Annotated in this window: 15 protein-coding genes; 11 read left to right on the top strand and 4 right to left on the bottom strand. The window is 66.5% G+C overall.

Going from position 1 to position 14,120, the window contains the following annotated elements; genetic code table 11:
- Positions 1–249: 249 nt before the first annotated feature.
- Both ADJ79_RS02525 and ADJ79_RS02530 read right to left on the bottom strand, forming a co-directional pair.
- Positions 250–1,545, bottom strand: a complete 1,296-nt coding sequence (locus ADJ79_RS02525; protein WP_050714649.1) for an acetyl-CoA hydrolase/transferase family protein — start codon at positions 1,543–1,545, stop codon at positions 250–252.
- A gap of 50 nt (positions 1,546–1,595) precedes the next feature.
- Positions 1,596–2,621: an ABC transporter permease subunit gene (locus tag ADJ79_RS02530; protein ID WP_050714650.1), complete on the bottom strand. Its 1,026-nt coding sequence runs from the start codon at positions 2,619–2,621 to the stop codon at positions 1,596–1,598.
- A 235-nt stretch (positions 2,622–2,856) separates the two neighbouring features.
- On the opposite strand from ADJ79_RS02530, the gene xth reads away from it, so the two are divergent.
- From xth to ADJ79_RS02545, 3 genes are all read left to right on the top strand, one after another.
- The gene (gene xth, locus ADJ79_RS02535) at positions 2,857–3,639 is read left to right on the top strand and encodes an exodeoxyribonuclease III (RefSeq protein ID WP_050716353.1); all 783 of its coding nucleotides are present in this window, start codon (positions 2,857–2,859) and stop codon (positions 3,637–3,639) included.
- Positions 3,640–3,734: 95 nt separating this feature from the next.
- Complete coding sequence (locus tag ADJ79_RS02540; protein ID WP_050714651.1) at positions 3,735–4,256, top strand: hypothetical protein; 522 nt, start codon at positions 3,735–3,737, stop codon at positions 4,254–4,256.
- A 64-nt stretch (positions 4,257–4,320) separates the two neighbouring features.
- Complete coding sequence (locus ADJ79_RS02545) at positions 4,321–4,695, top strand: hypothetical protein (RefSeq protein ID WP_050714652.1); 375 nt, start codon at positions 4,321–4,323, stop codon at positions 4,693–4,695.
- 704 nt (positions 4,696–5,399) lie between these two features.
- Here the strand turns inward: ADJ79_RS02545 and ADJ79_RS02550 are convergent.
- Both ADJ79_RS02550 and ADJ79_RS02555 read right to left on the bottom strand, forming a co-directional pair.
- Entirely contained in the window at positions 5,400–6,071 is a 672-nt protein-coding gene (locus ADJ79_RS02550; RefSeq protein WP_050714653.1) for a CoA pyrophosphatase, read from the bottom strand.
- 107 nt (positions 6,072–6,178) lie between these two features.
- Positions 6,179–6,496 (bottom strand): DUF3579 domain-containing protein, encoded by a 318-nt coding sequence (locus ADJ79_RS02555; protein ID WP_050714654.1) that lies wholly within the window; start codon positions 6,494–6,496, stop codon positions 6,179–6,181.
- Positions 6,497–6,691: 195 nt separating this feature from the next.
- On the opposite strand from ADJ79_RS02555, the gene ADJ79_RS02560 reads away from it, so the two are divergent.
- The 8 genes from ADJ79_RS02560 to ADJ79_RS02595 all read left to right on the top strand — a co-directional run bounded on the left by ADJ79_RS02560 (position 6,692) and on the right by ADJ79_RS02595 (position 13,996).
- On the top strand, positions 6,692–7,900 hold the full coding sequence (locus tag ADJ79_RS02560; protein WP_050714655.1) for an aspartate aminotransferase family protein: 1,209 nt from the start codon (positions 6,692–6,694) through the stop codon (positions 7,898–7,900).
- Entirely contained in the window at positions 7,897–8,826 is a 930-nt protein-coding gene (argF, locus tag ADJ79_RS02565; RefSeq protein WP_050714656.1) for an ornithine carbamoyltransferase, read from the top strand. The genes ADJ79_RS02560 and argF overlap by 4 nt, the downstream gene beginning before the upstream one ends.
- A gap of 23 nt (positions 8,827–8,849) precedes the next feature.
- Positions 8,850–9,233, top strand: a complete 384-nt coding sequence (locus ADJ79_RS02570) for a hypothetical protein (protein WP_216597144.1) — start codon at positions 8,850–8,852, stop codon at positions 9,231–9,233.
- On the top strand, positions 9,202–9,909 hold the full coding sequence (locus ADJ79_RS02575; RefSeq protein WP_050714657.1) for a hypothetical protein: 708 nt from the start codon (positions 9,202–9,204) through the stop codon (positions 9,907–9,909). Before ADJ79_RS02570 ends, ADJ79_RS02575 begins: the two co-directional genes overlap by 32 nt.
- Positions 9,910–9,912: 3 nt before the next feature.
- Positions 9,913–10,419 carry a hypothetical protein gene (locus tag ADJ79_RS02580; protein WP_156303981.1) on the top strand — a complete coding sequence of 169 codons (507 nt, stop codon included), beginning with the start codon at positions 9,913–9,915 and terminating at the stop codon, positions 10,417–10,419.
- Positions 10,416–10,901, top strand: coding sequence for a hypothetical protein (locus tag ADJ79_RS15110; protein WP_216597145.1), 486 nt, complete (start codon positions 10,416–10,418; stop codon positions 10,899–10,901). Before ADJ79_RS02580 ends, ADJ79_RS15110 begins: the two co-directional genes overlap by 4 nt.
- The gene (locus ADJ79_RS13880; protein WP_050714659.1) at positions 10,882–11,430 is read left to right on the top strand and encodes a hypothetical protein; all 549 of its coding nucleotides are present in this window, start codon (positions 10,882–10,884) and stop codon (positions 11,428–11,430) included. The genes ADJ79_RS15110 and ADJ79_RS13880 overlap by 20 nt, the downstream gene beginning before the upstream one ends.
- A gap of 334 nt (positions 11,431–11,764) precedes the next feature.
- Positions 11,765–13,996: a heavy metal translocating P-type ATPase gene (locus ADJ79_RS02595; RefSeq protein WP_050714660.1), complete on the top strand. Its 2,232-nt coding sequence runs from the start codon at positions 11,765–11,767 to the stop codon at positions 13,994–13,996.
- Positions 13,997–14,120 lie beyond the last annotated feature (124 nt).

The following is a 14,120-nucleotide window of genomic DNA, read 5'->3' on the forward strand; positions in this document are numbered from 1 at the left end:
TTTATTTAATTGTGAAGATGCCATGATTGCTCACGAAGCCTTCCAAGTCCATCAAATAGCTTGCTCAAATTGGCACTGATAATTTCAGAGGTTTTGAAGGCGCCTGTCGTTTACATCATGTTTTCAAACTGCCATTTTCTGACCGTGGCGTTGTTCCATTGTTGAGCGCTGGCAGCTTTTGCGTCTTTTAATAAAAAGGCAGGAAACCGCCCTGCAAGGGCTGGCTTCCTGCCTTTTGGGTGGAGCGGTTTACAGCAGATTCATCTTCTTGGCCGCTTCGGTCAGTTCATCGCGGAATTTGGGGTGGGCGATGCTGATGAGCGCCTTGGCGCGGTGCTGGGCGCTCTGGCCGCGCAGCTGGGCGACGCCGTATTCGGTGACGACGTAGTCGATGTCGTTTTTGCTGGTGGTCACGTGCGTGCCGGGCGTGAGCGTGGGGGCGATGCGGGAGATGGTGTCGTCCTTGGCGGTGGAGGGCAGCACGATGAAGGCCTTGCCGCCACGGCTGCGGTTGGCCGCGCGCACGAAGTCGGCCTGGCCGCCGGTGCCCGAATAGGGCTTGATGCCTTGCGATTCAGAGCCGCACTGGCCCAGAAAGTCAATCTGCATGGTGGCGTTGATGGCAATGAGCTTGTCGTTTTGCCCGGCCAGGTAGGGGTCGTTGGTGAAGTCCACGGGGTGCATTTCCACGGCGGGGTTACGGTCCATGAACTGGTAGAGCTTTTTGCTGCCCAGGCCGAAGGTGGCGATCATCTTGCCGGGCAGGTAGTTCTTGCGGCGGTTGGTGATGACGCCCGCTTCCACCAGGGTCATGATGCCGTCGCCGATCATTTCGGTGTGCACGCCCAGGTCTTTCTTGTGGGTGAGCTGCATCACCACGGCGTCAGGAATGGCGCCGTAGCCGATTTGCAAGGTGGCGCCGTCTTCGATCATGTCGGCCACGTATTTGCCAATGGCTTCCTGCACGGGGCCGATCTTGGGCAGGCCCACTTCCAGCACCGGGTCTTCGCTTTCGGTCAGGGCCGTGACTTGCGAGATGTGGATGTGGCAGTTGCCAGCGGCGAAGGGCACGTTGGGATTGACTTCCAGCACCACCGCGCGCGCTTTCTTGATGGCGGCCATCGTGTAGTCAGGCCCCAGGCTCAAAGAGAACCAGCCGTGCTTGTCCATGGGCGAGGCCATGCTGAACACCACGTCGGACTTGACCAGGCCCTGCTCGATCAGCGCGGGCAGCTCGGAGAAGTAGGCCGGCACGTAGTCAATCCAGCCCGCTTGCGCGCCTGCGCGCGAAGGGCCGCCCACAAAGTAAGCCAGGTGGCGCACGTTGCGGCTCGTTTCGGGATCGAAGTAGTCGTATTTCTGGATGGGCAGGATCTGGCCCACCGTCACACCTTCAAACTCGCGGCGCTGATCGCTCAGCGCTTTGAGCAGCGTGGGCGGCTCGGCCACGCCCGTGGGCACGACGATGGCATCGCCGTTTTTCACGACGCGCACGGCGTCATGGGCGGAAAGGCGTTTTTGGGCATACAAAGCTTCAAAGCTCATGGTTGTCTCCTTGAAAGGTTATGGAAAAAACAATCCTTGCCTTCATCAACTCAGTCGAATTTGACGCGCGGATCCACCCAAACGTAACACAGGTCAGACACCAGCCGCGTCACCAAGCTGATGAGGGTAAACAGATACAGCGTGCCCAGCACCACCGGGTAGTCGCGGCGGATCACGCTTTCATAGCTCAGCAGCCCCAGGCCGTCGAGCGAAAACAGCGTTTCAATCAGCAGCGCCCCCGTGAAAAACGCGCCGATGAACGCCGCCGGAAAGCCCGTGACGATGGGAATGAGCGCATTGCGCAGCACGTGTCCATAGAGCACCTGCCGCTCGCCCAGCCCTTTGGCGCGCGCCGTGAGCACGTATTGCTTGCGGATTTCTTCCAGAAAGCTGTTGCGCGTGAGCATGGCCGTGGTGGCAAAGCTGCCCAGCACCATGGCCGTCACGGGCAGGGTCACGTGCCAGAGGTAATCGGCCACCTTGCCCCAAAGAGGCAGCTCGTCGAAGTAGGCCGACGTCAGCCCCCGCAGCGGAAACCACTGCAACTGCCCGCCAAACACCACCAGCAGCGCCACGCCCAGCACAAAGCCCGGAATGGCGTAGCCAGCCAGCAACAGCACGGTGGTCGCCAAGTCAAAGCGCGAACCCGCGCGCACCGCCTTGGCCACGCCCAGCGGCACGCTCACCAGGTAAGAGATGAAAAACGTCCACAGCCCCAGGCTGGCCGAAACCGGCAGCTTCTCGCGGATGAGCTGCCACACATCCTTGTTCTGAAAAAAACTCGTGCCCAGATCAAAGCGCGCGAACTGCCGCAGCATGATGAAAAAGCGCTCGTGCGCGGGCTTGTCAAAGCCATAGAGCTTTTTGATCTGCGCCAGCCGCGCCTCATCCACGCCCTGGCCGCCCCGGTAAGTGAGCGCGCCGCCTTCGGCCGCGCCGCCCGCCGCCTTGGCCTCGGCCAGGTACTGCTCCACCGGCCCGCCCGGCACGAACTGCAAAACGATGAAAGTCAGCAGCAGCACGCCCAGCAGCGTGGGCAGCATCAGCAGCAGGCGTTTGGCAATGTAGGCAGGCATGGCAAGGCTGGCGGCCCGCCGCAGCGGCAGGCCCTGAATCCATCACGCCCCTAGCCTACTCCATTTCACTTCATTTTTGATAGCTGCCCGCGCTGATTCCACGGGGACTTGCGGCCGGTTTGGCCTTGAAACCCAGCGCCAGAGCCAGCCTTGCCGCCAGCGCGGCCCATCCGCCCTGCTCCGCCTGCACGCCGCATCCGTTAAAAACGCCGTTTTGCCCCGCCCCGCCCGCGCCATGCGAATCGCCACCTGGAACGTCAATTCACTCACCGCCCGCCTGCCCCACGTGCTCGACTGGCTGGCCGCCAACCCCGTGCAGGTGCTGGCGCTGCAAGAGCTGAAGATGGCCGACGAAAAATTTCCGCACGATGCGCTGGCCGCCGCCGGCTACAGCGCCGCCGTTTACGGGCAAAAAACCTACAACGGCGTGGCGCTGCTGCTGCGCCAGCCGCTGGCGGCTGAAGACGTGACGCGCGGCATCAGCGGCTTTGCCGACGACAACGCCCGCCTCATTGCCGCCACCGTGCCCGCGCCTGGCGGGCCGCTGCGCCTGGTCAATGGTTATTTCGTCAATGGGCAAGAGCCAGGCTGCGACAAGTTTGATTACAAAATGCGCTGGCTCACCGCCCTGCACGGCTGGCTGCAAGCGGAGCTGGCGCGCCACCCGCGCCTGGCGCTGGTGGGCGACTTCAACATCGTGTCCGAAGACCGCGACAGCCATGACCCCGTGGGCCTGGCGGGCGCCATCCTGCACACCCCGGAAGAACGCGCGCACTTTCGCAGTCTGCTGAATCTGGGCCTGCAAGACGCCTTCCGCCTGTTCGAGCAGCCGCCGCAAAGCTTTTCATGGTGGGATTACCGCCAATTGAGCTTTCAGAAAAACCGTGGCCTGCGCATTGACCACATTCTCATCAGCGCGGCGCTTGTGCCGCAAGCGCGCGCCTGCGCCATTGACCGCGCCCCGCGCAAATGGCAGCGCCCCAGCGACCACACGCCCGTGGTGCTCACGCTGGAATGAAAAACGGTTTTCTCCCCTTTTTCCGCTTATTGCCCGCCCGGCATTCGGCCCCGCTAAAATCCGCCCCCATTCACTATTGCCTTTCGGAAAACACCATGAAAAAAACACTGGCGCTCGCCCTGCTGCTTTCGCTGCCCATGCTGGGGCAGGCGCAGGATGACGAGAAAAACAGCGGCCTCATCAAAAGCGTATCCGGCGCCGTCTCTGGCGCAGTGCAAAGCGGCAAAGACATCATCAAGGGCGTCAAGCAAGGCTGGGACGAAGGCCGCCAGGGCGGCACCAGCCTGGACGACGCCGTCATCATCCACGACCGCAAATTCAAGGATTACGTGGAAATCAGGATTTTCTCCGTCAATCTTGACGCCGGCGTGTACGCCGTGAATATCGGCATCAAGAATAAAACCGACCGCATCGTCCGCCTCACCAATCTGATGGAACAGAAAAACCTGCAATTGCTGGACCAAGACAAATACGTGGCTTATTCCGGCTCCGTGGACAATGACATCACGGTACCCAAAAGCGCCGCCATCAAATACACCTTTTATTTTCCCTCCAGCGCCCTTGTTTCAGCCGCGAAAACCCTGCGGCTGTACGAAGAAGACATTCCCCTGAATTAAGCGCCAGAAAACCGGGCGCCAAAAACCTTCATTTTCCCGCCTCAAACATCAAAGGAGAAACGCCATGAGCACCTGCGCCTGCGCCGCCGCTGCGGCCGCCGCCGCTGCCGCCAACCAGCCGCCCCACCAGCACGGCCCCGGCTGCGGCCACACCGCCATCCGCCACAACGGCCACGTGGACTACCTGCAAGAAGGCCACCTGCACCACCCGCATGAAGGCCGCGTGCAAGAGCACTCCATCGCCGTCTCCGACACCAACCCCGAAGGCTGCACGCCCCCCTGCGCCGGCCACGAGCCGGGCCACGTGCACGGCCCCGGCTGCGGCCACGAAGCCGTGCCGCACGGCAACCACATCGACTTTCTCGTCAATGGCCGCCTGCACCACCCGCACGGCGACCACTGCGATGACCACGGCCCCGTGGAAGTTGTCCAGAACTGACCCTCGCCTCATCGCCCAAGCACGCAAGCCAGCGCCTTTCATCGCGAAGGCGCTGGCTTCTTTCTTTCCGGCCCCGCCTTCGCCTGCTCTTCGCCGCTTCCTCAGAAACCTGCGCACCAGCACCTTCCAGTTGCGGCTCATTCGCTCCTTTTCCGATAGCTGCCCGCGCACGTTCCACTAGGACCATCGTCATTTTCGAGGCTGATTTTTCGCTATTCAAACAGAAGCAAAATCCAGGCAAACGCCGCCGCATGCGCGCTGGCGCGCTCACCCGGGAACCTGTTCAGCGTCTGGCCGTGAGGGGCAAAAGAGCGTGAACGGCGCGCGAATGGCATCGCCAGCTCTGCGGCGGCAGACAGCAGCGCCTGATCCTGGCTCGCGCTCTGCGCCGCCCTGCCCTGCTCTTTCTGGATGAAGCCTCCGCCCTGATGCGCAGGCCCTGTCTGGCAAACGCGCCAATCTGATCCGCCTCATGCCAAATGCCCGCGCGGCGCTGCCCTCCCAAATGCGCGCGCCCGATGAACAAGGCGCAGCCTGCAAGCCGCTCCGCATGTCCGGCTACACCTGAAAAAGAAGCAAATTCAGGGGGTCTGAAATGCCATACCTCGCACATTCCATCGGGACTTCATGCTATCAAGAAAATAGCGAAATAACGCTGCCTGTTCCATGCCTTGCGCGCCCACGGACGGACTCTGAACAGGCTCTCAAGCCATCAAAAAGCGATACAGGTTGCGCAGCATGCCTGCCGTTGCGCCCCAGATGTAGTGCTCGCGCCCCGCTTCGTCCGTGTACGGCATTGAAAACCACTGGCGGCCATCGGCCATCTGGTGGCGGCGGTGGTGGGACGGGTTCATCAAAAAGGCCAGCGGCGCTTCAAACACCTGCGCCACTTCATCCGGGTTGGGCCGCAGCGCAAAGCCTGGCTGCACCAGCCCCACCACGGGCGTGACGGCGTAGCGCGTGCCCGTCACGTACGCCGCCAGCTCGCCCAGCACCTGTACGTGGCGGCGCGCCAGGCCCACTTCTTCCTCGGCCTCGCGCAGCGCCGTGGCCGCCGCGCTGGCATCTTCCGCATCCGCCTTGCCGCCCGGAAAAGCCACTTGTCCGGCGTGGCTGGACAGGTGCGCCGTGCGCTGCGTCAGCAGCACTGTCACCCCTTGCGGGCGCTGTACCAGAGGCATCAGCACCGCCGCTGCAGCCAGCGGGCGGCTGGCGCCGGGCAGGTCAGGTTCGCGCCGCACTTCCGGCTGCCAGGCGGGCGGCGCGGCAAAGCGCTGGCGCAGCGCCTGCGGCGTCAGCCGGGCGGCTGCCACGGCGGGCAGGTGCGTGTCCACCCCGCACACCGGAATCTGGCGCGGATCAAACAATGCATGCATGACGGGCTGTGTGATAGGAGCGCGGCACAAAGGGTGTGCGGAGCGCGGGCGCCGCCCCGCTCAAGCACATGGCAAGGCGCTGCGGCAATGGCTGGCTGGCGCGCGCCTCAGTCTTCAGGCACCAGGCAGGCTTGCACCACCTGCAAGTCATTGTCCCTGGCGAAATTCATCACGAAATCCCAGGCCATAGGTTCATGCTGGCGCAGGGCGACGCTCAGAACCACGCATTTGATGTTGTTCATGGTGGTCGGCACGCACCAGGGCGAGTAGCAAAGGCGCGCGTCAGACGGCGCGCTGCCCTTGGGGCGGAACTGGCTCATCACGCCAGCCAGGCGTTCGGCCCAGTCGCTGGGCCTGAAAGCGCGGCCCGAGCTGGTGATGCCCTGAATGAAAACCTGGCTGTCGGGTGAGCGGGGGGGTGCCATTGCGTATGCGGTTGCGGCGGCAAACGGGCGCTGCCGCCTGTTGTTCGCCTGTTGTTTGATGTGGCGATGGGTGTAGCAGGGGTGCAAAACTGGCGGATTTTACGCGGCAAGCCAAGGAATCGGGCCTGCCCTAGAATTCACGCGCCGGGCCGCGCTGCAAGCGGCCCGGCGTCTTTTTTGCAAGGAATCGTTGCCATGTCTGCCCCTGCCGAAGCGGCCTCGCCTCACACCATGAACACCTACGCCCGCCTGCCGGTGGCCATGGAGCGCGGCGCAGGCTGCCGCCTGTGGGACGTGAACGGCAACCGCTATCTGGACGCGCTGGCCGGCATTGCCGTGAACACGCTGGGCCACGCCCATCCGAAGCTGGTGCCCGCCTTGCAGGAGCAGGTGGGCAAGCTCATTCACTGCTGCAATTACTACCACGTGCCCGATGCCGAGCGGCTGGCGGCGAAGCTGGCCGCGCTTTCGGGCATGACCAACGTCTTTTTCTGCAACAGCGGGCTGGAAGCCAACGAGGCCGCCCTCAAGCTGGCGCGCAAATACGGCCACGACAAGGGCATTGCCAATCCGCAGATCGTGGTGTGCGAAAAAGCCTTTCATGGCCGCAGCATCGCCACGCTCAGCGCCACGGCCAACCCGAAAGTGCAAAAGGGCTTCGAGCCGCTGCTGCCCGGCTTCATCCGCGTGCCGCTCAATGACATTGAGGCGCTGAAAAAAGCCACTGACGGCCATCCGGATGTGGTGGCCGTGTTCTTTGAAACGATTCAGGGCGAAGGCGGCGTGAACCCCGCGCGCGCCGAATACCTGCGCCAGCTGCGCCAGCTTTGCGACGAGCGCGGCTGGCTGATGATGATTGACGAAGTGCAGTGCGGCATGGGCCGCACCGGCAAGTGGTTCGCGCACCAGTGGGCGGGCATCACGCCTGACGTGATGCCGCTGGCCAAGGGCCTGGCCTCGGGCGTGCCCGTCGGCGCGGTGGTGGCTGGCCCCAAGGCCGCCCACATCTTCCAGCCCGGCAACCACGGCACCACTTTCGGCGGCAACCCGCTGGCCATGCGCGCGGGCGTGGAAACCATCCGCATCATGGAAGAAGAGGGCCTGGTGGCGCATGCCGGCGAGGTGGGCGCACATCTGAAAGAGGCGCTGCAAACGGCGCTGGGCGGCACGGCGGGCGTGAAAGAAGTGCGCGGCCAGGGCTTGCTGATCGGCATCGAACTGGACCGCCCCTGCGGCGCGCTGGCGCTGCGCGCCTTGCAGGCGGGCCTGCTCATCAGCGTGACCGCCGAGCGCGTGGTGCGCCTGGCGCCGCCGCTCATCCTCACGCAGGCCGAGGCGGACGAAATCGTCTCCATCCTCGTTCCGCTGATCAAAACCTTTCTGAAAGAAAAAGCCGCGCCATGACCGCACCCGCCCCCATCAGGCACTACCTTCAGTTTTCCGATTTCACGGCGGACGAATACGCCTACCTGCTGGAGCGCGCCGCGCTCATCAAGCGCAAATTCAAGGCCTACGAAAAACACCACACGCTCACCGACCGCACGCTGGCGCTCATCTTTGAAAAAGCCAGCACCCGCACGCGCGTGAGCTTTGAGGCGGGCATGTACCAGCTGGGCGGCAGCGTGGTGCATCTGACCTCGGGCGACAGCCAGCTGGGCCGCAGCGAGCCGGTTGAAGACACCGCGCGCGTCATCAGCCGCATGGTGGACGCCGTGATGATCCGCACCTTCGAGCAAGAGCGCCTGCAGCGCTTTGCCGCGCACTCGCGCGTGCCCGTCATCAATGGCCTGACCAACGAATACCACCCCTGCCAGATCCTGGCCGACATCTTCACCTACACCGAGCATCGCGGCTCCATCCGCGGCAAGACCGTGGCCTGGATAGGCGACGGCAACAACATGGCCAACACCTGGGCGCAGGCCGCCGCGCTGCTGGGCTTCGAGCTGCGCGTGTCCACCCCGCGCGGCTATGAAGTGGACACCGCGCTGGCCGCGCTGGACGGCGGCGGCAAGGGCTGGCAGAACTTCGCCGACCCCCGCCAGGCCTGCGCGGGCGCTGATCTCGTCACCACCGACGTGTGGACCAGCATGGGCTACGAAGCCGAAAACGAGGCGCGCCGCAAAGCCTTCGCCAACTGGCGCGTGGACGAAAGCCTGATGCGCATGGCCAAGCCCGACGCCCTGTTCATGCACTGCCTGCCCGCGCACCGTGGCGAAGAAGTCACCGCCGAAGTCATCGACGGCCCGCAATCCGTGGTGTGGGACGAAGCCGAAAACCGCATGCACGTGCAAAAGGCCCTGCTGGAATACCTGCTGCTGGGCCGCCAGTAATTTCTCTGCCCTTCCCCGCTCTCATGAGTTCCGCCGCCCTCGAAATCACCGCCGACACCCCGCCGGCCGCGCTGCTGGCGCACTTCGCGCCGCATCTGAAAATCGCCCACCAGCTTCCCGGGCGCGTGCGCCTGAAACTGAGCATGAAAGCATTGGACGGCATCAATTTCAGCGCGCTGGAAAGCAGCGCCGACGCTTTCTCCGCCGTGCTGGGGCAAATTCGCGGCGTGCGCGCCATCAAATGGAACCTGCTGGCGCGCTCCTGCACCGTGGAATACGACACGGCCATCATCCCTGATGCAGCCTGGCCCGACCTGCTCGCAGGCGCGGACAGCGCCGCCGCCCAGGCCCTGCACGCCATTCTTGAAGAAACCCATGCCAGCCTCCGCAGCGCCGCCCATGCCTGATGCAGCAGCCTGGCCGGCCACCGCCGCCGCGCTGCGCGCCGCGCTGCAAGACGAGCAGGCCGCCTACGCCTACTACAGCGCCGCCCTGGCCGCCTTTGGCAGCTACGCGCCCTGGCCCGCGCTGCACCAGGCGTGCGGGCAGCGCATCCAGTCGCTTGCGGCGGCTCTTGCCGCGCTGGGCCAGCCTGCGGGCATCGCGCCCATGACTGCGCCCATCGCCCCGCCCCGGCTGGGCGCGGGCTGGCGCGCCAGCATCGAGCGCGCCATGAACGGCTGCATTGCCAGCGCCGGCCTTTACCAGCGCCTGCAAACGGCTCCCGTCAGCAGCGCAGCCGCCCGCCTGTTCCAGCGCGCGCAGTCTGATCTGCTCACGCGCCACCTGCCCGCCTTGCAGCGCGCCTGGCAGGCCGCCGCCGACCTGGAGCGCTACCACGCCCTGCAAGGCATTGCGCCCGCCCAGGCCCACACCCGCCACGGCCTCATTGGCGACACCGTGGAGCAGCTGCTGGCCCTGCTTTCCCGCCAGGGCGGCCTGTTCGGCCTGGCGGGCGCCTTGTTGCGCGCCGCCCATCCGGCGCTGCTGGCGGGGGCGTTCACCGGCAGCGCCGCCGTCCAGGGGATGCGACACGCGCGCACCCCAGCCCACCCACCGCAACCCCACAACCAGGAGAACTGACTCATGTTGCCTTTGATTCCCTTCATCGCAGGCGCAGCCGCCGGCGTCGCGGCCACCGAGCTGTGGCGGCGCGGCAAAGTGCAAAGCGCCGTTCAGGCCGCCAGCGGCAAGCTGCGCGCCAGCGCCGCCAGCGGCCTTGAAAGCGTGCGCCAGAGCAGCGCCAACCTGCGCGAAACCGTGGCCGACGCCCTGCACGACAAATGGCAGGCCCTGCGCGGCGGCAAGCACGGCCAGGAGCAGGCCGGCCAGGCCGACCCGGCCCAGCCCGCTGCCATACCCGCCCTGCCCGCGCCCGAAGACCAGGCCCGCCAGCCCGCCAAAGCGGACAAGGCGGCGCAGCCCAGCGCCCGCAAACCCAGGGCGGCTGGCAAGCGCGCCGCCAAGCCCGCAACGAGCGCCGCCGAAGCCAGCGCGCCTGAAGCCGCCAGCGAACCGGCGCGCGCCGCCAAGCCCGCCCGCCGCCGCCCGCCGCGCAAAAAGGCTGCCGCCCCGGACTCTGCTGCTGAATGATGGCCGCCGCCCCGTTTGCCCCCGCCTTCGCCACGCCCTGGCCCGCTGCGGATGCCGCCGCAGGCGCGCCCTGGCCCGCGTCTGCCTTAGCGGCATGGCCCGCATCCGCGTGGCCTGCACCCGCATGGCCCGCGCCGTGGCAGGCCCCGCCTGCGCAGACAAGCGGCGCGCCCGTCGCCGTCGAGCAGCGCACCCTTGCCGATGAATTCGTGCGCGGTTTCGTCACCAGCGGCCTGCTCGCCGCCTTGCAAAGCCAAGGCTGCCAGCCCCGGCTGGACCGCCGCACGCTGCGCTTGGCCGTGCAAGGCGGCGCGGCGCTGGCCAGCGGCGTGGCCGCCATGCGCGCCCTGCGCGGCGCGCAATATGCCCAGGCGCTGCTCAGCGTCGCCGCAGGCGCTGCCGCCGTGGCCGCTGCCGAATACTTTTTGCAAACACCTCACCCTTCCAACCAGGAAACCGCTCATGGCCAAGAACCAGACTAACCGCGACAACACCCAGCAAACCTTCCAGAACAACGCCCAGCAGGGCGACTGGAACCAGTGGAGCGCCGCGCAGCAAGCCGCTGCACAGCAAGCCGCCCAACAGGCCGCTTACTGGGCCGCCCAGCAAGGCCAGATGCCCTGGGGCCAGCCCCAGCAGCCGTGGGGCCAGCAGCCCTGGGACGCCGCCTGGGCGCAAGGCGCGCCCGGCTACGCCCCGGGTGCTTTCCCCGGCGCTTATCCGGGCGCTTATCCGGGCGCTTTCCCCGCTGGCGCGGCCGCCCAGACGCACGGCACGGGCTGGCTGGGCTGGCTCAGCAACCGCCAGATGGAGCAATTCATCATCGGCCTCGTGCTCGGCGGCGCGGCCGCCTACGTGCTGGGCGACGCGGACAAGCGCGCGCGCCTGCTGCGCATGGTGATGAAGCTCTATGCCGGCGTGGCCGGCAGCGTGGAAGAGTTCAAGGAGCAAATCGCCGACCTCAAGGCCGAAGTGGCCGCCGAACATGGCGGCTTTGCCGACGAAGACTGATCCTGCCCGCCCCGCAGGCGGCCTGCCGCATCTGGCCCGCTGCCTGCGGCCCGGCTCCAGCCCGCCCCCGCGCGCGCCGCTGTTCCACGCAGGCGCATCGCTGGTCCTGGCAAGGCCTGCAAAGGCAAGGCAAAGGCTGTTTTCGCTCCTTGATTGATAGCATGACCTCGCCGCCAATAAAGCGACAACGGCCTTTTGGGCGCCCCTGAATTTGCTCCTTTTTTTGGTGTCCGTTTCGCCCGCCTGAAAGACCGCCGCCGCTGGCCCGCGCCTTCCGCCTTCTGCCACTCCGCCTGCGCGGCCCTCACCCACCCCCTGCCGACCCGCCCCCGCCATGCCTTCCAGCCCCGCCTCCCGAAACCTGCCCGCGCAAGCCGCGCGCCTGTTCGCCTCGCTCACGCCCGCGCACCAGAGGCGCGGCCGCGTGCGCTACCGCTACCGCCTCACGCCCGGCCTGCCCGCGCTCGCGCCGCACGCGCTACAGCGCATGGCGCAAGAAATACCGGGCGTCACCCGCGTGCGCCTGAACACGGCGGCCCGCTCCATCGCCCTGCACTATGAGCCGGGGCGCACCGGCCCCGAAGCCATCGCCCAGGCCCTGCTGCGCCTGCCCGCGCTGGCTGCCACCGGCGCTTGCGGCACGGCGCTGGCCGCCGATTGCAGCCACGGCGAAAGCGGGGGCCTGATGGGCGCGGGCGGCGAAGTGCTCGCCAGCGCCGCCCTGCTGCTGACCACGCGCAAGATGCCCCAGTCGCTGGGCCGCCCCGCCACCCTGGCCGTCTCCCTGCCGCTGTATGCCGACGCGCTCAAAGACCTGTTCACCGAAGGGCTGAACTCCCACGTGCTCGAAGCCCTGGCCGTGGCCATCTCCACCGCCAGCGGCGATCAGCTCGCCGCCAACACCACCCTGTTCATGCTGGCGCTGGGCGAATACCTGGAGCACTCCATCGCCCGCCGCTCTGATGATTTGCTCAAGCACCTGTTGCACCCTGACGCGGGCAGCGTCTGGGTCGAGCGCGAAGGCAACGAAGTGCAAGTGAGCGCCACCGACGTGCAAGTGGGCGACACCGTCATCTGCGCCGCCGGCAACCTCATCCCCGTGGACGGCACCGTGCTCGGCGGCGAAGCCACCGTGAACGAAGCCAGCATGACCGGCGAAAGCGTGCCCGTCGTGCGCCGCCGGGGCGACACCGTGCTCTCCGGCACCGTGGTCGAAGAAGGCCGCGTGCGCGTGTACGCCGAGCGCGTGGGCGCAGGCACCGCCAGCGCGCGCATCGCCAACTACGTGCAGCACGCCCTGCAAGTCAAAAGCGGCACGCAACTGGCCGCCAGCCGCCTGGCCGACAAGCTCGTGCCCGGCGTGCTGGGCCTGGCGGGCGCGGCCTGGCTTTTCTCGGGCGACTGGCGGCGCGCCGCCGCCGTGCTCCAGGCCGACTACGCCTGCGCCCTCAAGCTCGCCACGCCCGTGGCCTTCAAATCCGCCATGTACGCCGCCGGCCGCCAGGGCCTGCTCTTCAAGGGCGCCGACGCGCTGGAGCGCCTGGCCGAAGCCGACACCTTCGTCTTCGACAAAACCGGCACCCTCACCACGGGCCGCCTGGCTGTGACCGACACCTTCGCGTATGACCCCAACTTCGGCCCGGCCGACCTGATCGACCTGGCCGCCTCCGTTGAAGAACACTACTTTCACCCCCTGGCGCAAGCCGTGGTGGAAGCCGCCCGCCGCCAAAGCGGCCGCCATTTCGACCATGAAGAAGTGCGCTTCATCGCCGCCCACGGCGTGGCCAGCGTGGTGCAGGGCAAGCGCATCGTCGTCGGCTCGCGCCACTTCGTCGAAGAAGACGAAGGCATCGACATGAGCGCCTATCTGGACGACATCGGCCGCCTCATGCAAGAAGGCAAAACGCCCCTTTACATCGGCTTTGGCGGCAAGCTGCTGGGCATCATCGGCCTGAAAGACACCGTGCGCGACAACGCCGCCGAAACCGTCGCGCGCCTGCGCGCGCTGGGCGCCAGGCGCATCGTCATGCTCACCGGCGACCACGAAGACCGCGCCGCCGAACTCGCCCGCCACCTGCGGCTTGACGAATACCACGCCCAGCTCCTGCCCGAAGGCAAGGCCACCCTGCTCTCGCAAATGAAAGCGCAGGGCGCAAAAATCGCCTTCATCGGCGACGGCATGAACGACGCCCCCGCCCTGGCCGGCGCGCATGTGGGCATTGCCATGCAGCGCGGCGCCGACCTGGCGCGCCTGACCTCCGACATCGCCCTGCTCGAAGACGACGTAGGCCGCGTGGCCGACGCCAAGGCGCTGGCCGCCGCCACCATGCGCCGCATCGACGGCAACTTCAAATTCACCGTCGCCGCCAACACCAGCATCCTCGCCGCCGCCGCCGCTGGCTGGCTCACCCCCGTGGCCTCCTCCGTGCTGCACAACGGCAGCACCATCGCCATCTTGCTCAACGCCCTGCGCGGCGGACTGGCCAGCCAGGCCAAAAACGCCCAGGAAGCCAAAAACGCAGCCCGCGCCAGACGCGCAAAGCCAGCAGCCCCGGCCGCTGGCTGAACGCCGCAAGGCCGCTGCCTCCTCCGGCAGCGGCCTTTTTCATGCCCGCCTCCGCCAGAGCCGCCAGAGCCGCCCGCGTTGAAGCCGCTCAGGCGCTTGGCAACGTGTCTTTGAGGCGCCGGAA

Source organism: Ottowia sp. oral taxon 894, assembly GCF_001262075.1.
GTDB lineage: Bacteria > Pseudomonadota > Gammaproteobacteria > Burkholderiales > Burkholderiaceae_C > Ottowia > Ottowia massiliensis.